Origin of the sequence: Saccharopolyspora sp. NPDC050389 (genome assembly GCF_040655595.1) — a bacterium.
In the GTDB taxonomy this organism is placed as follows: domain Bacteria; phylum Actinomycetota; class Actinomycetes; order Mycobacteriales; family Pseudonocardiaceae; genus Saccharopolyspora.
This window is the reverse complement of the sequence record NZ_JBFAKG010000072.1, coordinates 27643-45354: the sequence shown is the minus strand read 5'-3', so window position 1 is coordinate 45354 and position 17712 is coordinate 27643. Positions and strand designations below refer to the sequence as shown.

The following is a 17712-nucleotide window of genomic DNA, read 5'->3' as shown; positions in this document are numbered from 1 at the left end:
CTCCCTCGCGCCAACCTCGCGATCAATACTGAAACATGTTATAGATTTCTGCGCCAGTGGCGCTATGGTGTAGCCAGAAAACAGGCAGTTGACTCGACGAAACGACAAAGAGAACCTGTTCCAAACCGGTGAGGGATGCGATGGTCCAGCGCAGCGCGTTGCACGCCGATGTGGTGATCGTCGGCTTCGGCGTCGCCGGGGCCTGCGCCGCGCTCGAAGCGGCCCGCGAGGGCGCCCGCGTCGTGCTGATCGACCGGTTCGGCGGCGGCGGTGCCAGCGCGCTGTCCGGCGGCGTCGTCTACGCCGGCGGCGGCACGCGGCAGCAACGCGAGGCAGGCGTGTCGGACACGCCCGAGGCGATGTACGCCTACCTGCGGGAAGAGGTCGGCGACGCGGTCGGCACGGACACGCTCCGCCGGTTCTGCGACTCCAGCGCCGACATGATCACCTGGTTGGAGCAGCAGGGCGTGCCGTTCGAGGGAAGCCTCTGCCCGTACAAGACGTCGTACCCGAGCAACCGGCACTACCTCTACTACTCGGGCAGCGAAGCGGCGGGCGGCTTCCGGGACGTCGCCGCGCCCGCCCCGCGCGGTCACCGCACGAAGGGCCGCGGCACGTCGGGGAAGGTGCTGTTCGCGGCGCTGGCGGAAGCGGTGCGCCGGGCCGGAGTCCAGGTGCTCACCGAGACCCGCGCGCGCGAGCTGGTGCTGGATGCCGATGGCCGGGTCTGCGCGGTCGACTGCGAGCGGGTCGGCGGAGCCGCTCGCCGGGCGCACCGGGCGTTGAGCCGCGTCGCGGCGAAACCCGGGCTGTACATGCCGAAGCTGGCGCGGCTGCTGCACGGGCGGGTCGAGCGGCTGGAGCGGAAGGGCGAAGCCGTGCGGATCCACGCGGACCGGGCGGTGATCCTGGCGGCGGGCGGATTCGTGGCAAACCGGGAGATGATGCGGCGTTTCGCGCCCGCCTACCGGGGCGGACTGCCGCTGGGCACGCAAGGCGACGACGGCAGCGGCATCCGGCTCGGCCAGGGCGCCGGTGGCGCGCTCGGCAAGCTGGACCGGGTCTCGGCGTGGCGATTCATCAGCCCGCCCAGCGCGATGCTCAGTGGCGTCCTCGTCGATCGGGATGGCCGTCGGATCGGCGACGAATCGCGCTACGGCGCCGCGCACGGGCAGGCGCTCATCGAGCAGCACGACGGCCAGGGGTGGCTGCTGATCGACCAGGGGTTGCGGCGGCTCGCCAAGCAGCAGTTGCGCAGCCAGACGGTGTGGTTTCAGCGACTGCAAGCCCACTACCTGCTCTCGACCGCGGCGACCGGCGACACTCTCGACTCGGTAGCGCGGAAAGCCGGTGTCGACGCGGCGGGATTGAGAGACACAGTGGACAGTCACAATGTGGCTGCGCGCGAAGGAAAACCCGATCCGGCAGGCAAACCCGCGGAGTTCATCCAGGCCTTGGACCAGCCGCCGTACGCGCTGCTGGACGTGTCGATCCGGCCGAGCCTGGCCTACCCGTGCCCGATGCTGACACTCGGCGGGCTGCTCGTCGACGAGGACACCGGGCAGGTGAGGGACGAGCACGGCGGCACGGTTCCCGGGCTGTTCGCGGCCGGTCGCTCCGCGGTCGGTGTGTGCTCGGAGTCCTACATCAGCGGGCTGTCGCTGGCCGACTGCGTGTTCTCCGGCCGCCGGGCCGGAGAAAACTCGGCGAAGGAGTGGACGGATGCTGGCAGCTGACGCGCGCGCCGAGGTGGCGCAACGGCTTTGGGACGCCGAGCGCGATCGCGCGCCGATACCGCCGCTGATCGAGACGATCCCGCGGCTCGACCCGGTCGACGCCTACGAGATCCAGCTGCTGAACGTGCGCCGGCGCGACGAGCCGGTCATCGGCCACAAGGTCGGGCTGACCTCACCGGTCATGCAGCAGATGATGGGCGTGTCCGAGCCCGACTACGGGCACCTGCTGGCGAGCATGCGGCTGCCCGAGGGCGAACCGGTGGATCCGCGGCGGTACTGCGTGCCGCGGGTCGAGGTCGAGGTCGGGTTCCTGCTGGGCGCGGACCTGCCCGCGGAGTGCACCGAGGCCGACGTGCTGGCCGGGACCGAGGCGCTGGTGCCGGCGATCGAGCTGATCGACAGCCGGATCGCGGACTGGCGGATCAGCCTGGTGGACACGATCGCGGACAATGCTTCCTCGGCGGGCTTCGCGCTCGGCGTGGCGCGGATCGAGCCGAATTCCGTTGACCTGCAACGGATCGGTGCGGTGCTGTGGCGCAACGGCGAGGCCATCGAGCACGGCCGGTCCGACGCGGTGCTGGGCAACCCCGCCACCGCCGTCGCCTGGCTGGCGCGGAAGGTCGCCGCCTTCGGTGTGCGGCTGCGGACCGGCAACGTCGTGCTGCCCGGCTCCTGCACCCGTGCGATCGACGTGTCGCCCGGTGACGAGTTCCGCGCCGACTTCCGGTGCGGCGGAGCCGAACTGGGCTCCGTGTCGGTGTCGTTCGGGTCGTGAGCGCGAAACCGGGCTCCAGCCCGGTTTGTCACTCACGACCCCTGACCTGCAGAAAGGAGGCGGAATGGGCAAGGCGACCGCGGCGATCGTCGGATCCGGCAACATCGGCACCGACCTGCTGCACAAGCTGAGCCGCTCCGCGCACCTCGAACCCCGCTGGATGATCGGCATCGACCCGGCCAGCGAGGGCCTGCGCCGGGCGGCGGATCTCGGGGTGGCGGCGAGCGCGGACGGCGTGGACTGGCTGCTCGAGAACCACCGCCCCGACGTGGTCTTCGAGGCCACCTCGGCGAAGGTGCACCGGGCCAACGCGCCCCGCTACGCCGAGGCGGGCATCCGCGCCATCGACCTCACACCGGCCGCCGTCGGGCCCTACGTGGTGCCGCCGGTGAACCTCGACCAGCACCTCGACGCGCCGAACCTGAACCTGATCACCTGCGGCGGCCAGGCCACCATCCCGATGGTGCACGCGGTGTCGCGGGTGGTGCCGGTCGCGTACGCCGAGATCGTCGCGTCGGTCGCGTCGGTGTCGGCCGGGCCGGGCACGCGCGCCAACATCGACGAGTTCACCCGCACCACCAGCACCGGCATCGAGGTGCTGGGCGGCGCCGAGCAAGGCGATCATCGTGCTGAACCCGGCCGACCCGCCGGTGATCATGCGCGACACGATCTTCTGCGCCATCCCGGCCGACGCCGACACCGACGCGATCGGCGCGTCGATCACCAAGATGGCCGCCGAAATCGCCGAATACGTGCCCGGCTACCGGCTGCTGGCCGAGCCGCAGTTCGACCCGCCATCGCCGGCCACCGGCGGCATGGCGCGAGCGGCGATCTTCGTCGAAGTCGAGGGCGCCGGAGACTTCCTGCCGCCGTACTCCGGGAATCTGGACATCATGACCGCCGCCGCGGTGCGGGTGGGGGAGGAGCTCGTCAGGAAGGAGGCAGTGCGATGACCGGCCTGCCGAACAACTATTCCGACGCGCTCGACGTGCGGATCACCGACACCTCGCTGCGCGACGGCTCGCACCACAAGCGCCACCAGTTCACCGCGACCGAGGTGCGCGACATCGTCGCCGCGCTGGACGGCGCGGGAGTGCCGGTCATCGAGGTGACCCACGGCGACGGGCTGGGCGGATCGTCGTTCAACTACGGGTTTTCCCATACGCCCGAACAAGAACTCATCACCGTCGCCGCCGAGACGGCGCGCAACGCCAAGATCGCCGTGCTGATGCTGCCCGGAGTCGGCGTCACCGACGACATCGTCATCGCCCGCGACAACGGCGCCTCGGTGTGCCGGATCGCCACGCACTGCACCGAAGCCGACGTGTCGGAACAGCACTTCGGCCTGGCGCGAGAACTCGGCCTGGAGACCGTCGGATTCCTGATGATGGCGCACTCCCAGCCGCCGGAGTCGCTGGCGAAGCAGGCGCGCATCATGGTCGACGCGGGCTGCCAGTGCGTCTACGTCGTCGACTCGGCCGGTGCCCTGGTGCTGGAGCAGGTGGCCGAGCGGGTGTCGGCGCTCGTCGCGGAGGTCGGCGGCGAGGCGCAGGTCGGCTTCCACGGGCACGAAAACCTCAGTGTCGCCGTGGCCAACTCCGTCGCCGCGGCACGAGCCGGTGCGGTGCAGATCGACGGCAGCGCGCGGCGTTTCGGTGCCGGGGCGGGAAACACTCCGGTCGAGGCGTTCGTCGGCGTGTGCGACAAGCTCGGCATCCGCACCGGGATCGACTTCTTCGCCATCGCCGATGCCGCCGAGGACGTGGTGCGCCCGGCGATGCCCGAGGAATGCCTGCTGGACCGCTCCGCGCTGATGATGGGCTACGCCGGGGTGTACTCCAGCTTCCTCAAGCACGCCGCCCGCCAGGCCGAGCGCTACAGCGTCAGCGAGGCGGCGCTGCTGGTGCGCGCGGGCGAGCGGAAGCTCGTCGGCGGCCAGGAGGACCAGCTCATCGACATCGCGCTGGAACTGCAGCGGGATCGACACGAATGAGAACATGTTCTAGCCTGTGGTAACTCGGGAAACGGGAGCGGCCGATGAAGGACAGTCGAGCAGTCGTCGAACGGGTGCGGGAACTCCTGCCGGTCCTGCGGGACCGCGCGCAGAAGGCCGAGGACGGCCGGAAGATCCCGGACGAGACCATCGCGGCCCTGCAGGAGGCCGGTTTCTTCGCGCTGCTGCAACCAGAGCGCTACGGCGGCTACGAGGCCGATCCGCTGGACTTCTACGGCGCGGTACGGCTCATCGGCAGCGCGTGCGGCTCGACCGGCTGGGTGGCGTCGATCCTCGGCGTGCACCCCTGGCACCTGGCCCTGTTCTCCGAGCAGGCCCAGGACGACGTCTGGGGCAGCGACCCGGCGACGCGGGTCTCCTCGTCGTACGCGCCGATGGGCAAGGCGACCATCGTCGACGGCGGCTACCGGCTCAGCGGGCGGTGGAGCTTCTCCTCCGGCTGCGACCACGCGTCGTGGGTGTTCCTCGGCGGGCCGGTGCTGGGTGACGACGGCAAGCCAGTCGACTTCTGCACGTACCTGCTGCCGCTCGGCGACTACCGGATCGAAGACGTGTGGGACACCGTCGGCCTGCGCGGCACCGGCAGCAACGACATCGTCGTGGAGGACGTCTTCGTCCCGCAGCACCGGGCGCTGAGCTTCGTGTCGATGTCCAAGACGCAGTGCCCGGGACACCAGGTCAACACCTCGCCGCTGTACAAACTTCCTTGGGGGACGGTGCATCCGTCGACCATCACCGCGCCGATCATCGGCATGGCCCAAGGAGCCTACGACGCGCACGTGGCGCACCAGGCCAAGCGGGTGCGGGCGGCGTACGCGGGGGAGAAGGCCAAGGAAGACCCGTTCGCGAAGGTGCGGATCGCGGAGGCGGCCAGCGAGATCGACGCGGCGTGGCTGCAACTGACCCACAACCTCGCCGAGGAGTACGCGCTGGTGCAGGCGGGCGAGGAAGTCCCGATGTCGCTGCGGCTGCGCGCGCGGCGCGACCAAGTGCGCGGCACGGCGCGGGCGATCTCGGCGATCGACCGGCTCTTCGAGAACTCCGGCGGGCGGGCGCTGTGGTCGGGCACGCCGATCCAGCGGTTCTGGCGCGACGCGCACGCCGGCCGCGTGCACGCGGCCAACGACCTGGAGCGTGCCTACCTGATGTTCGGTTCCGGAGAATTCGGCATCCCAGTTAAGGATTCGATGGTATGACGGTCGATTTCGACACGACGAGCCGGACCGCGAAGTTGCGCTCCGGGTTGACCCTGCACTACCACGAGGCCGGCGATCCTTCGGCGTCCACAGTGGTCATGCTGCACGGCGGTGGTCCCGGGGCTTCCTCGTGGAGCAACTTCTCCCGCAACCTCGGGGTTTTCGCCGAGGACTTCCACGCCATCGCCGTCGACCAGCCCGGCTTCGGCCGCTCCGACAAGCCGACCGAGCACAGCCAGTACTTCACGCACAGCGCGACCGCGCTGCTGGAGCTGCTCGACGAGCTCGGCATCGAGCGCGCGCACCTGCTGGGCAATTCGCTGGGCGGCGGCACGGCGGTGCGCTTCGCGCTGAACCACCCGGACCGCACCGGGCGGCTGGTGCTGATGGGCCCCGGCGGCCTGAGCCTGAACGCGTTCGCGCCGGATCCGACCGAAGGCGTCCGCAAGCTCAGCGCCTTCGGCGCGCCGCCGGGCCCCAGCAAGGAGAAGCTCGCCGACTTCCTGCGGAGCATGGTCTACGACCAGTCGCTGATCACCGACGAGCTCATCGACGAGCGCTACGCCGCCGCCGCGACTCCCGAATCGCTGGCCGCGATGCGGGCGATGGGCGCGTCGTTCATGCACCCGGACACCTTCGAGGAAGGCATGTTGTGGCGGGAGGCTTACCGCCTGCGGCAGCGCGTCCTGCTCATCTGGGGCCGCGAGGACCGGGTCAACCCGCTGGACGGCGCGCTGGTCGCGCTGAAGCTGATCCCGCGCGCGCAACTGCACGTGTTCGGCCGCTGCGGGCACTGGGCGCAGGTGGAGAAGTTCGCCGAATTCAACCGGATCGCCAAGGATTTCCTGCTCGACTGACTTGAGGGAACTGGTTTATAAGCGGCGTCAGCCGCTTGCGGTGTGGGACGCAGCTTGCACCGCCGCGGGTTCTCAGGCTGTGCCCGCCCGAAGGGGCTCTCGGCGAGGCCAGTCCCCGACGTGGTGAATTGGCATTCATGATGTCGGGGATCCCACAGCGAGAAGGCGACCGCAATTCCCGCAGGGGGGCCGCTACCTGCACCGCTACGCAAGCCAAAATCAAGACAATCAATAGGAGGCCCGTCGTGGGCATTCGTTCGCTCGGCTACTTGCGCATCGAGGCGACCGACGTCGATGCGTGGCGGGTGTTCGGGCTGAAGGTGCTCGGCATGGTCGAAGGCACCGGATCCGACCCGGACGCGCTGTACCTGCGGATGGACGACTTCCCGGCGCGCCTGGTGATCCTGCCCGGCGAGCAGGACCGGCTCGGCGCGTCGGGCTGGGAGGTCGCCAACGCAGGAGAACTGGACGAGGTCCGGGCCCGGCTGGAGAGTGCGGGCGTGCCGTACAAGGAAGGCACGGCCGACGAGCTCGCCGACCGCCGGGTCAACGGGCTGATCACGTTCAGCGACCCGTCCGGCAACGGGCTGGAGGTCTTCCACGGCGTGGCGTTGCAGCACCGCCGCGTGATCAGCCCGTACGGCCACCGGTTCGTCACCGAGGAGCAGGGCCTCGGGCACGTGGTGCTGTCCACCCACGACGACGAGGCGGCGCTGCGGTTCTACCGCGACGTGCTGGGCTTCCGGCTGCGGGACTCGATGCGGCTGGCGCCGGAACTGGTCGGCCGCCCGGCGGACGGGGACCCGGCCTGGCTGCGGTTCTTCGGCTGCAACCCGCGCCACCACAGCCTGGCGTTCCTGCCGATGCCGACGCCGAGCGGGATCGTGCACCTGATGGTGGAGGTCGCCGACGTCGACGACGTCGGCCTGACCCTGGATCGCGCGCAGCGGCGGAAGGTGCCGATGTCGGCGACGCTGGGACGCCACGTCAACGACCTGATGCTGTCGTTCTACATGAAGACGCCCGGCGGCTTCGACGTCGAGTTCGGCTGCGAGGGCAGGCAGGTCGACGACGAGGACTGGATCGCCCGCGAGAGCACGGCGGTCAGCCTGTGGGGCCACGACTTCAGCGTCGGCGCCCGCCCATGACCGGCGACGAGGCGGGGGCGCGGGTGTCGCTCACCGCGGAGCCGGCGGCGTTCCGGCGGGTGCTGGGGCACTTCGGCACCGGCGTCACGGTGGTGACGGGGACGGACGGCGAGCGGCCGGTGGGCTTCGCCTGCCAGTCGTTCGCGGCGCTGTCCCTGGACCCGCCGCTGGTCCTGTTCTGCCCGTCCCGGACTTCCCGGGCCTGGCCGGTGCTGGAGCGAGCGGGGCGGTTCTGCGTCAACGTCCTGGCGGAGTCGCAACAACCGGTCAGCACCGTGTTCGGCCGCAGCGGCGACGACAAGTTCGCCGGCCTCCGCTGGCACCCGGCGCCATCCGGTGCCCCGATCATCGACGGCGTGCTGACCTGGATCGACTGCGACGTCGAGGCGGTGCACGAAGCGGGCGACCACTACATCGCCATCGGCCGGGTCCGAGCCCTCGGCGAAACCACCGCCGACGCCCCGCTGCTGTTCTACCGAGGCGCCTACGCCGGCCTCGCCTCAGCAGCCCAAGCCCCGCCAACGGATCTCGATCTGTTCCTCACCACGATCCACCCCGACGACTGGCTGTAACACCCGAAGCGAACGGCCTGTCCATTCCGCCTATCGAGACGAAGGGTCCGTTCACTTCGGTCCGATTCGTGCGCGCCGGTGTTGGGTGGTTGGAGTGAATGGCCCGTTCGCCTCGGCTACCGAGGTGAACGGGCCGTTCGCCTCGGAGCGGTCAGCGGAGCCGTTCGATGATCGTGCCCGTGGCCAGTGCGCCTCCGGCGCACATCGTGATCAGCGCCGTCGTGGCGTCACGGCGCTCCAGCTCGTGCAGGGCGGTGGTGATCAGCCTGGCGCCGGTGCTGCCGACCGGGTGGCCCAGCGCGATCGCGCCGCCGTTGACGTTGACCCGGTCCAGATCCGGTTCGTGCACCGCTGCCCACGACAGCACCACCGAGGCGAACGCCTCGTTCACCTCGAAGACGTCGATGTCCCCGACCTTCATGCCGCTGAGCTCCAGCACCCGCTGGGTGGCCTGCACCGGGCCGTCCAGGTGGTAGTACGGCTCGCCGCCCACCAGGCACTGCGCGACGATCCGCGCGCGCGGGCGCAGGCCGAGCTCGGCGGCCCGGTCGGCGTCGGCCAGCAGCACGGCCGCCGCGCCGTCGGAGATCTGCGACGACGTCCCGGCCGTGTGCATCCCGTTTTCCAGAACGGGTTTCAGGCCGCCCAGGGCCTGCATGCTGGTCTCGCGCAGGCCCTCGTCGCGGGTCACCGGATCGGCGCCGGGAACGCGGACCGGGACGATCTCGTGGTCGAAGCGGCCCTCCCGCCAAGCCGCCTGCGCGCGGTCCTGGGAGCGCAGGCCGAAGGCGTCCAGGTCCTCGCGGCCGATGCCGCGGCGCGCGGCGATGCGGTCCGCCGCCTCGTACTGGTTCGGCAGGTCGATGTCCCAGGTGTCCGGCCGCGGCATGCCCACGTCGGTGCCGAGGTTGCTGCGCAGCGGCACGCGGCTCATCGCCTCGACGCCGCAGGAGATGCCGACCCGCACCGCGTCCGCGGCGATCAGCCCCGCGATGAGGTGCGTGGCCTGCTGCGCCGATCCGCATTGCGCGTCGACCGTGGTGCATCCGACCTGGTGCGGCAGGCCGGAGTGCAGCCACGCCGTGCGGGTGACGTTGTTCGACTGCTCGCCGGCCTGGGTCACGCAGCCGCCGATCACCTGGTCGGCCTCGGCGGCGTCGATGGCCGCGCGGTCGAGCAGGCCGCGTTGCGCGGCGCCGAGGATCTCGGCGGCGTGCAGCCCCGAGAGCCGGCCGCGGCGCTTGCCGATCGGCGTGCGGACCGCTTCCACGATCACCGGATTGCCCACCTGGATCTCCTCTCGGACGGTCTCCGCGTTCAAAACTAGAACACGTTCTGCTGTCTTTACAAGTGCGCTAATCGGGCCTGGTCGAAAGCGCGTTCTCTTGCTCGATTCAACGGTAGTTACAGGGGTTTACTGAATCTTGGAAGTGTGGTTCTCTTGCTTAGAACCCGTTCCAATTCTTCGGTCGGATCTCGCGCCGCTGTAGGAGGTATCCGTGGTCGCACCGCGCATTCCGGAGGGCTTCGACTTCACCGACCCCGACCTGCTAGCCGAACGGTTACCGCTGGCCGAGTTCGCCGAGCTCCGCCGCACCGCGCCGGTGTGGTGGAACCGGCAGCCCGACCGTCGAAGCGGGTTCGACGACGGCGGGTTCTGGGTGGTCAGCAGGCACGCCGACGTCAAGGAGGTCTCCCGGCGCAGCGACGTGTTCTCCACCTGGGAGAACACCGCCGTGATCCGGTTCAACGAGGGCATGACCCGCGAGCAGATCGAGCTGCAGCGGTTCATCATGATCAACATGGATCCGCCGCAGCACACCAAGCTGCGCAAGATCGTGCAGCGGGGCTTCACCCCGCGGGCCATCAACAGCCTGGAGGCGGCGCTGCACGACCGCGCGCAGCACATCGCCACCGAGGCCCGCAAACGCGGCAGCGGCGACTTCGTCACCGACGTGGCCTGCGAGCTGCCGCTGCAGGCGATCGCGGAACTGCTCGGGCTGCCGCAGGAGCACCGCAAGGAGATCTTCGACTGGTCGAACCAGATGATCGGCTACGACGACCCGGAGTACGACATCCAGCCGGAGGTCGCCGCCGCCGAGATGCTCGGCTACTTCGCGAACATGGCGGAGCAGCGCCGCGGCTGCCCGATGGACGACATCGTGACCAAGCTCGTGCAGGCCGACATCGACGGCAACGCGCTGACCGCGGACGAGTTCGGCTTCTTCGTGATCCTGCTGGCGGTGGCGGGCAACGAGACCACCCGCAACGCCATCACCCACGGCATGCTCGCGTTCATGGACAACCCGGACCAGTGGGAGCTCTACAAGGAGCAGCGCCCGTCGACGGCGGCCGACGAGATCGTGCGCTGGGCGACGCCGGTGGTCGCGTTCCAGCGCACCGCGACGGCGGACGTCGAGCTCGGCGGCGTGGAGATCAAGAAGGGCCAGCGGGTCGGGATGTTCTACAGCTCGGCGAACTTCGACCCGGATGTCTTCGACGAGCCGGAGCGCTTCGACATCACCCGCGACCCGAACCCGCACGTCGGCTTCGGCGGCAACGGCGCGCACTACTGCCTCGGCGCGAACCTGGCGCGCCTGGAGATCGACCTGATCTTCAACGCGATCGCGGACCACATGCCGGACATCAAGCGGGTGGGCGACCCGCGCCGCCTCCGCTCCGGCTGGCTCAACGGAATCAAGGAAGTCCAGGTCCAGTACAACTGATCAGCCGAAGAGCGCCCTCGGCCGAGCAACTCGGCCGAGGGCGCCTCTCGTCTAGAAGGAAGTCCAATTCTGCCTAAAATTGGAAACTTCTGGGTCTAGCCGGTCAGACCCCGCGCCCACCGGGTGAAGTCGGCCAGCGCGTCTCCGGTGAGCACGGCGATCGGCGGCGACGTCGTGGAAGCGGGGAGGGGCACCACCGAGTCCGCGGGCAGGTCCCGTGTCTGCTCGGCGGCGAGGGAATCCGGCGCGGCCGCGCTCGCCCTGGCCAGGAATGCGAGCGGCTCGTCGCCGACCGACTCGACGATGTCCAGCTTGCCGGCGGCGAGCTGCCGCAGCTCGTCCGCGTGCAACCGAACCTGCACCTCGCCAGCGCTCAGCAGCACTCCGGGCACGGTCTTGCGCCCCTGCCGGCCGACCGAGACCGGCATCGGCTCGGCGATCAGATCGCCGCCACGCCACGGCGTGCTCTCGTCCGTGGTTGCAGCACTGGGCTGTGCTTTCTCGGATTTCCGCCGTAGCCAGCCGACCATGGCGCGATGGTAATGGGGGCGCCACGCGCTTCACGCGAAATTCGAAACGCTCGGAGCCCCGCCGCAGTCCGAACGCGGCGAGGCGGGTTTCCGATTCGCAGGGCTCGTTTCAGCTTGGCTACGGGTACGTATGAGGCGTGACCGCAGGGCGCCGATTTCGCGCGAAATCGCAATCCCATCAGGTACCCGGGCCTTCGGGAATCGGGAGCTCTCCGCGGCGCGCCGGCGTCAGTTCTCCTGGCGGGTGGTGGCCATTGCGCGGTCGAATTCCCAGAACGCCCGCATCGAGCGGATCAGGCCGGCGTCGTCGACGTGGTAGACGAACACGCCTTCGGCGTCCATCGCATTGCCGTCCGGGAGGACCGTGGTGACCCGGCCGATGTTGGCCGCTTCGCGGCCCGCCGCGAAGGAGTCGTCGATGTGGAACTCGATGCGGCCGGCCTGGGCGATCGCCAGGTCCCAGAAGGCGGCGATGCCTTCGCGGCCGTGGTGGCCGTGGCCCTCGGGGTCGAAGACCGACGGGCCGACCGGGTCCTCCACGACGCAGTCCGGCGCGAACAGCGCCACCCACTCGTCCTTGGCGCCGCGCGCCACCGCGCTCATCGACGCCAGCGCCGCTTCGCGCGCCGGGTGCGGCTCGCGGGTCGCCGCCCAGTGCACGCCCTTGCTGTCCTCGTCCACGTCCTGCCTCCTGGTCCGGTGCGTGTCAGTTTCGCGTGAAAACGACCGGATGAACGTCAATTCCTCGCGAAATTGCGCCCGGGGCGCGGTCACACGTTGTTGATCACGTTACCGGAGAACTTGGCGAGCGACGCCTGCTTGGTGCTCAGGTCCGCGTCGAAGCCGTGGCCGTCGAACAGCCAGGGGACCACGATCGCGTCCGTCACGCCGATCTCGGCCTGTTCCCGGTAGCCGTCGGCGCCGAAGCGATCCACGCACACCGCCTGGATCTCGAACGGCTCGTCCGCTCGCCCGAACTCCGCGCGCAGCTCGGCGAGCCGGCCGATGGTGCTGCGCAGGTCGTCGATGCCCATCATCGCCGATGCCCAGCCGTCGCCCACCCGGGCCGCTCGGCGCAGCGCCGCATCGGTGTGCCCGCCGACGTAGATCGGCATCGGGCGCGCCGGTGCCGGGCTCATCTGCAGGCGGTCGAAGTCGAAGAATTCGCCGTGGTATTCCACCATTCCGCCGCCGAGGATCAGGCGCAGGACCTCGATCGCCTCGTCCACCCGCGCGCCGCGCTTCGCGTACGGCGCGCCGCACCACTCGAACTCCTCCGGCGCCCAGCCGAGCCCGATGCCCAGGCCGAACCGGTCGCCGGTGAGCACCGCCACCGACGCCAGCTGCCGCGCCAGCAGCACCGGATTGCGCGGCCCGAGCTTGAGGACCGAGGTGTAGAACCGCAGGCGCGAGGTTGCCGCGCCCATCGCCGCGGCGGCGACCAGCGGGTCCGCCCACGGCGTTTCCGCGGTCCACATCCGCGAGCCGTCCGGGGTGTACGGGTACGCCGCTGAGACCTGTTCGGAGTAGAACAGCGAATCGGGCAGGGCGATCGAGTCGAAGCCGCATTCCTCGGCGGTTCGGGCCAGCTCGGTGAGCTGGTCGAGCGGGCTCATCGCGACGGACAGCGTGAACTTCATCGTTCCCCCGGTTTCTGGGCTCCGACGACCCACATCGAGAAGTACTGGGAACCACCGCCGTAGGCGTGGCCGAGTGCGGTGCGGGCCCCGTCCACCTGGTGCTCGCCCGCCTTGCCGGTCACCTGCATCGCCGCCTCGGCGAACCGCAGCAGCCCGGACGCGCCGATCGGGTTCGACGACAGCACGCCGCCGGAGGGGTTGACCGGCAGCCGCCCGCCCATCGCGGTTTCCCCGGCCTCGGTCAGCTTCCAGCCCTCGCCGGTGGCCGCGAAGCCGAGGTTCTCCAGCCACATCGGCTCGAACCAGGAGAACGGCACGTAGATCTCCGCGGTGTCCACTTCGGACAGCGGATCGGTGATGCCCGCCTGCTTCCACAGCGCCGCCGCCGCGTCCCGGCCGGCCTGGGGATTCACCTGGTCCCGCCCGGCGAAGGTGGTCGGCTCGGTGCGCATCGCGGTGGCGTGGATCCACGCGGCAGGGCCGCCAGCCGGCTCGTCCCCGATGATCACCGCGCACGCGCCGTCGGAGGACGGGCAGGTCTCGTCGTAGCGGATCGGATCCCACAGCACCTGCGAGGCCAGCACCGATTCCGGCGTGATGTCACCCTGCTTGAGATGCGCGTACGGGTTCCGGGCGCCGTTGCGCCGATCCTTCGCCGCGACCATGGCGCCGATGTGCCCGGGCGCCCCGGAGCGGCGGATGTAGGACCGGACGTGCGGTGCGAAGTAGCCGCCCGCGCCGGCGCCGACCGGCATGCTGAACGGCGGCACGATCGACAGCGCCCACATCGCGTTGGATTCGGACTGCTTCTCGAACGCCACCGCGAGCACCCGGCGGTGCACGCCGCCCTGCACGAGGCTGGCCGCGACGTTGCCGGTCGAGCCGCCGACAGATCCGGCGGTGTGCACCCGCAGCAGTGGTTTGCCGGTGGCGCCTAGGGAATCGGCGAGGTGCAGCTCCGGCATCATTACGCCCTCGAACAGGTCGGGAGCCTTGCCGACCACGACGGCGTCGATGTCCGGCCAGTCCAGGCCGGCGTCGGTCAGCGCCCGCTCCGCGGCTTCCCTGCACAGCCCGGCGATCGAGACGTCCAGCCGTTTGCTGGTGTGGTGCGTCTGGCCGGTCCCGAGGACCGCCGCCAACCGCTTGCCCATCAGGACCTTCCCTCCATCACGCAGACCAGGTTCTGCTGCAGCGCCGGGCCGCTGGTCGCGTGTGCCAGCACCCGCCCGGCCCGCCCGTCCATCACGCGCGCCGCGGCCTCGCCGATGCGGGCCAGGCCGGCGGCGAACATCGGATTGCCGCAGAGCACGCCGCCGGAGGGGTTGATCGTGACCGAGTCGTCGAGCCCGATCGCCTGGCGCAGCAGGATTTCCTGGTGGGTGAACGGCGCGTGCAGCTCGGCGATCTCGATGCCGTCGGCCCGGGCGGCTTCCGCCGCGGCGGCGGTCGAAGTCGATCGGCGCAGGTCGCGGGAGCCGAGGCTGCCCGATTCGACGCGATGCTCCAAACCGGTTATCCAGGCGGGCCTTTCGCGGATCTCCCGCGCCCGATCGGCGCTCGCCAGAACGACCACGGCGGCGCCGTCGGTGATCGGCGCGCAGTCGTGCGCGCGAAGCGGATCGGCGATGTAGGGCTTGCCGAGCAACTCCTCGGCATCGACCGATCCGGACAGCTGCGCGCTGGGATTTCCCTTGGCGGCGGCGCGACTTCGAGCGGCGACGGCCGCCATGTCGTGCTCGGTCCAGTCGCCGGCGTCCAGGCCGAGCCGGGCCTGCAACCCGGCGATGCTCACCGAGTCCGGCCACAGCGGCGCGACCGAGTAGGGATCTAGCTGCAGCGCGAGCGTTCGGCGCAGGTCGCCCGCCGAGGACTTCCCGAAGCCGTAGACCAGCGCCGTGTCGACCTCACCGGTGCGGATCTTCACCCACGCCTCGTAGAGCGCCCACGCCGCGTCCATCTCCACGTGCGACTCGTTGATCGGCGGGAACGCGCCGATGGCGTCGACCGCCGCGATGAACGAGAACGCCCGGCCCGCGAGGTAGTCCGACGATCCCGAGCACCAGAACTCGATGTCCTCCTTCGCGAGCCCGGTTTCGGCCAGCACTTCGCGGAAGATCGGTACCAGCATTTCGACGCCGTTGGTGGTGCCCCGGGTGGCGCGCACGTTCGGTGCCTGCGCGAACCCGACGACGGCTACGTCTGTCACGGCGGACTCCCGGAGGGGCTCAGAGGTGTTGGGCGTAGGACTCGAACGGCGCATCGGGCTCGCCGGTCGGTTCGAAGTGGTCGATGTTCTGCAGCGTGGTGTCCCACTCCTCGCGGGGCTTCCAAACCGCGCGCACTCGCATCCCCATCCGCACTTCGTCCGCCGCGCAGCCGAGCACGAGGTGCAGGAACGCGATGTCGGCGCCGTCGAGCAGCACGTACGCGGAGACGTACGGCGGCTTGATGCGCTGGCCGAGGAACGGGACGTTGACGATGCAGAACGTGGTCACGATCCCGGTGTCGGGAAGCTCGACCTCTTCCTCGGTGGGCACCCCGTCGGTCGGGCACGCGCCGCGCGGCGGGATGTAGACCTTCGCGCACGCCGGGCAGCGCTGGCCGAGCAGCCGCCCTTCGGCGAGGCCGCGCAGATACCGGCTCTCCTCGGGCGATGCCGAGTGCCGGTAGTGCAGGTGCACCGGGGAAGTCAGCATCGTGACGGGTTCGGGGCGTGAGTCGCTGTTCCGGTTCTTACCGGACTCAGCGCTCACGACGTCTTGAGCCGGCTCGAAGCAGGCGATGTCCCGGATGCCGTTGCCGAGCTCTTCGGCCCAGCGGATCTGCACGCGCATCCCGGTGCTGATCTGCTCGGGCGACGGCACGTCGACGGCGTGCAGCATCGGCGTGTCCGCGCCGTCCAGCAGCACGAACGCCCAGGCGAACGGATGCTGGAGCGGCTGGCCCTCCAGCGGCTCGGGCATCCACGTCCAGCTGACGACGGTGCCGTGCGAACCGACCGGCACGAATTCGTCGAGGGCGGCGGCGGTATCCGGGTCGTACTCGACCGGCGGTACGTGCACCCGGCCGTCGCTGCCGCGAATCCCGACGATCCGGCGATCGCGCAGGGCGGTGGCGAATCGGCCGTGCACCGGTCCCAGGGATCGGGTGTAGTCGAAGCCGACTTCGAGCGGTGCGCTGAGTGGTTCCGGGAGCCCAGTCACGCACTGAAGTGAAACATGTTCTCGATTTTGGGGCAATATCCGGGCAGGATGACCCGGGAGTACTCGGAACAACGCCGCCGGACGAGGAGGTTCGCCGATGAAGATAGGCCTGCAGCTCGGCTACTGGGGTGCGCAACCGCCGTCAAACTCGGAAGAACTCGTTCTCGAAGCCGAGCGCGCCGGGTTCAACGGGATCTTCGCGGCGGAGTCCTGGGGATCGGACGCGTTCACGCCGCTCGCCTGGTGGGGCTCCCGGACGAGCCGCGTCCGGCTGGGCACCTCGGTCGCGCAGATCTCCGCGCGCTCGCCGGCCTCGTGCGCGATGCACGCGCTGACCCTGGACCACCTCTCCGGCGGGCGCTGCGTGCTGGGGCTCGGGGTGTCCGGCCCGCAGGTCGTCGAAGGCTGGTATGGCGCGCCGTTCGCGAAACCCCTTGCCCGGACGCGGGAATACGTCTCGATCGTGCGGCAGGTGCTGGCTCGCGAGGCGCCGGTGAGCAACGCTGGCGCGCACCACCCGTTGCCCTACGACGGGCCCGGCTCGCTCGGTCTCGGCAAGTCGCTGCGCGCGATCACCCATCCGCTGCGCGCCGACCTTCCGATCTGGCTGGGCGCCGAGGGGCCACGCAACGTCGCCCAGACCGCCGAGATCGCCGATGGATGGCTGGCGGTGTACTACTCGCCGCGCATCGCCGCGACGTACGAGGACTGGCTGGCCGAGGGATTCGCCAGGCCGGGCGCGCGCCGCAGCCGCGAGGAGTTCGAGATCGCGGCCAGCTGCCAGGTGGTCGTCACCGACGATCCGGCGGCCGAGCGGGCGCGGCTGAAGCCATCGCTTGCCCTCTACATCGGCGGGATGGGCGCGCCGGGGATGAACTTCCACGCCGAGCTGTTCCGGCGGATGGACTACGGATCCGCCGTCGACGACGTGGTGCGGCTGTTCGCGGCCGGGCGGCGCGAGGAGGCGGTGGCGGCCGTGCCGGACGAGATGGTCGACGACATCGCGATCATCGGCGACGCCGACGCGGTGCGGAACCGGGTGCGGGAGTGGGAACGGGCCGGGGTGGACACGCTGCTGGTCGGCTGCCGAGAAGCCGGGCACCTGCGCGGTGTCGCGGACGCGCTGGGGCTTGCCGAGAATCTGTAACGGGTTCTAGTTTGTAGGTCGCGCGGGTCGGCTGGTGGTGTCGTGAGTGCTGAAGCCGGTAAGAACCGGCTTCAGCGCACAGACCGCCAGCGCGCCGAGGAAGACGTACAGCGTCTTCATCGGGGCCTTGTCGGCGAGCCGCCCGCCGACCGCGGTGCCGACGGT

Annotated in this window: 16 protein-coding genes and 1 pseudogene; 10 read left to right on the top strand and 7 right to left on the bottom strand. The window is 70.2% G+C overall.

The features are described from left to right. Positions 1 to 140: 140 nt before the first annotated feature. From AB0I53_RS35360 to hsaB, 8 genes and pseudogenes are all read left to right on the top strand, one after another. Positions 141 to 1736 carry an FAD-binding protein gene (locus AB0I53_RS35360; protein WP_358612915.1) on the top strand — a complete coding sequence of 532 codons (1596 nt, stop codon included), beginning with the start codon at positions 141 to 143 and terminating at the stop codon, positions 1734 to 1736. Beyond that, positions 1723 to 2511 carry a 2-keto-4-pentenoate hydratase gene (locus AB0I53_RS35355; protein WP_358612912.1) on the top strand — a complete coding sequence of 263 codons (789 nt, stop codon included), beginning with the start codon at positions 1723 to 1725 and terminating at the stop codon, positions 2509 to 2511. Before AB0I53_RS35360 ends, AB0I53_RS35355 begins: the two co-directional genes overlap by 14 nt. Positions 2512 to 2575: 64 nt before the next feature. Further along, a pseudogene (locus AB0I53_RS35350) lies at positions 2576 to 3464 on the top strand (acetaldehyde dehydrogenase (acetylating)). Beyond that, a complete protein-coding gene (dmpG, locus tag AB0I53_RS35345) occupies positions 3461 to 4504 on the top strand; it encodes a 4-hydroxy-2-oxovalerate aldolase (RefSeq protein WP_358612910.1) in 1044 nt (347 codons plus the stop codon). The pseudogene AB0I53_RS35350 and the gene dmpG overlap by 4 nt, the downstream one beginning before the upstream one ends. Before the next feature lie 44 nt (positions 4505 to 4548). Then, positions 4549 to 5721 carry a 3-hydroxy-9,10-secoandrosta-1,3,5(10)-triene-9,17-dione monooxygenase oxygenase subunit gene (hsaA, locus tag AB0I53_RS35340; protein ID WP_358612908.1) on the top strand — a complete coding sequence of 391 codons (1173 nt, stop codon included), beginning with the start codon at positions 4549 to 4551 and terminating at the stop codon, positions 5719 to 5721. Beyond that, entirely contained in the window at positions 5718 to 6578 is an 861-nt protein-coding gene (hsaD, locus tag AB0I53_RS35335) for a 4,5:9,10-diseco-3-hydroxy-5,9,17-trioxoandrosta-1(10),2-diene-4-oate hydrolase (RefSeq protein ID WP_358612906.1), read from the top strand. Before hsaA ends, hsaD begins: the two co-directional genes overlap by 4 nt. Positions 6579 to 6823: 245 nt before the next feature. Beyond that, positions 6824 to 7726: an iron-dependent extradiol dioxygenase HsaC gene (gene hsaC / locus AB0I53_RS35330; RefSeq protein WP_358612904.1), complete on the top strand. Its 903-nt coding sequence runs from the start codon at positions 6824 to 6826 to the stop codon at positions 7724 to 7726. Continuing rightward, entirely contained in the window at positions 7723 to 8298 is a 576-nt protein-coding gene (hsaB, locus tag AB0I53_RS35325) for a 3-hydroxy-9,10-secoandrosta-1,3,5(10)-triene-9,17-dione monooxygenase reductase subunit (protein ID WP_358612902.1), read from the top strand. The genes hsaC and hsaB overlap by 4 nt, the downstream gene beginning before the upstream one ends. A 151-nt stretch (positions 8299 to 8449) precedes the next feature. On the opposite strand, the gene AB0I53_RS35320 is transcribed toward hsaB, so the two are convergent. Next, on the bottom strand, positions 8450 to 9586 hold the full coding sequence (locus tag AB0I53_RS35320) for a steroid 3-ketoacyl-CoA thiolase (protein WP_358612900.1): 1137 nt from the start codon (positions 9584 to 9586) through the stop codon (positions 8450 to 8452). 211 nt (positions 9587 to 9797) lie between these two features. Between AB0I53_RS35320 and AB0I53_RS35315 the strand changes: the two genes are divergently transcribed. Beyond that, positions 9798 to 11024 carry a cytochrome P450 gene (locus AB0I53_RS35315; RefSeq protein WP_358612898.1) on the top strand — a complete coding sequence of 409 codons (1227 nt, stop codon included), beginning with the start codon at positions 9798 to 9800 and terminating at the stop codon, positions 11022 to 11024. A gap of 95 nt (positions 11025 to 11119) precedes the next feature. Here the strand turns inward: AB0I53_RS35315 and AB0I53_RS35310 are convergent, their stop codons facing one another. The 6 genes from AB0I53_RS35310 to AB0I53_RS35285 all read right to left on the bottom strand — a co-directional run bounded on the left by AB0I53_RS35310 (position 11120) and on the right by AB0I53_RS35285 (position 16400). Then, positions 11120 to 11554 (bottom strand): hypothetical protein, encoded by a 435-nt coding sequence (locus tag AB0I53_RS35310; RefSeq protein WP_358612896.1) that lies wholly within the window; start codon positions 11552 to 11554, stop codon positions 11120 to 11122. Positions 11555 to 11782: 228 nt separating this feature from the next. After that, positions 11783 to 12235, bottom strand: a complete 453-nt coding sequence (locus AB0I53_RS35305) for a nuclear transport factor 2 family protein (RefSeq protein ID WP_358612894.1) — start codon at positions 12233 to 12235, stop codon at positions 11783 to 11785. Positions 12236 to 12324: 89 nt separating this feature from the next. Next, positions 12325 to 13194 carry a TIGR03619 family F420-dependent LLM class oxidoreductase gene (locus AB0I53_RS35300; RefSeq protein ID WP_358612892.1) on the bottom strand — a complete coding sequence of 290 codons (870 nt, stop codon included), beginning with the start codon at positions 13192 to 13194 and terminating at the stop codon, positions 12325 to 12327. Beyond that, positions 13191 to 14348, bottom strand: a complete 1158-nt coding sequence (locus AB0I53_RS35295; RefSeq protein WP_358612890.1) for a thiolase domain-containing protein — start codon at positions 14346 to 14348, stop codon at positions 13191 to 13193. The genes AB0I53_RS35300 and AB0I53_RS35295 overlap by 4 nt, the downstream gene beginning before the upstream one ends. Next, positions 14348 to 15403 carry a thiolase domain-containing protein gene (locus AB0I53_RS35290; RefSeq protein WP_358612889.1) on the bottom strand — a complete coding sequence of 352 codons (1056 nt, stop codon included), beginning with the start codon at positions 15401 to 15403 and terminating at the stop codon, positions 14348 to 14350. The genes AB0I53_RS35295 and AB0I53_RS35290 overlap by 1 nt, the downstream gene beginning before the upstream one ends. A 19-nt stretch (positions 15404 to 15422) precedes the next feature. Continuing rightward, positions 15423 to 16400, bottom strand: coding sequence for an OB-fold domain-containing protein (locus tag AB0I53_RS35285; RefSeq protein ID WP_358612887.1), 978 nt, complete (start codon positions 16398 to 16400; stop codon positions 15423 to 15425). 97 nt (positions 16401 to 16497) lie between these two features. Here AB0I53_RS35285 and AB0I53_RS35280 point away from each other — a divergent pair, with 97 nt between their 5' ends. Next, on the top strand, positions 16498 to 17547 hold the full coding sequence (locus AB0I53_RS35280; protein ID WP_358612885.1) for an LLM class F420-dependent oxidoreductase: 1050 nt from the start codon (positions 16498 to 16500) through the stop codon (positions 17545 to 17547). Positions 17548 to 17712: the final 165 nt, after the last annotated feature.

What these genes read in the sequence shown, in the direction of transcription:
- AB0I53_RS35360 (WP_358612915.1), top strand. Translation starts at nt 141, where the DNA reads ATGGTCCAGCGCAGCGCGTTGCACGCCGATGTGGTGATCGTCGGCTTC.
- AB0I53_RS35355 (WP_358612912.1), top strand. Translation starts at nt 1,723, where the DNA reads ATGCTGGCAGCTGACGCGCGCGCCGAGGTGGCGCAACGGCTTTGGGAC.
- dmpG (WP_358612910.1), top strand. Translation starts at nt 3,461, where the DNA reads ATGACCGGCCTGCCGAACAACTATTCCGACGCGCTCGACGTGCGGATC.
- hsaA (WP_358612908.1), top strand. Translation starts at nt 4,549, where the DNA reads ATGAAGGACAGTCGAGCAGTCGTCGAACGGGTGCGGGAACTCCTGCCG.
- hsaD (WP_358612906.1), top strand. Translation starts at nt 5,718, where the DNA reads ATGACGGTCGATTTCGACACGACGAGCCGGACCGCGAAGTTGCGCTCC.
- hsaB (WP_358612902.1), top strand. Translation starts at nt 7,723, where the DNA reads ATGACCGGCGACGAGGCGGGGGCGCGGGTGTCGCTCACCGCGGAGCCG.
- AB0I53_RS35310 (WP_358612896.1), bottom strand. Translation starts at nt 11,554, where the DNA reads ATGGTCGGCTGGCTACGGCGGAAATCCGAGAAAGCACAGCCCAGTGCT.
- AB0I53_RS35300 (WP_358612892.1), bottom strand. Translation starts at nt 13,194, where the DNA reads ATGAAGTTCACGCTGTCCGTCGCGATGAGCCCGCTCGACCAGCTCACC.
- AB0I53_RS35295 (WP_358612890.1), bottom strand. Translation starts at nt 14,348, where the DNA reads ATGGGCAAGCGGTTGGCGGCGGTCCTCGGGACCGGCCAGACGCACCAC.
- AB0I53_RS35280 (WP_358612885.1), top strand. Translation starts at nt 16,498, where the DNA reads ATGAAGATAGGCCTGCAGCTCGGCTACTGGGGTGCGCAACCGCCGTCA.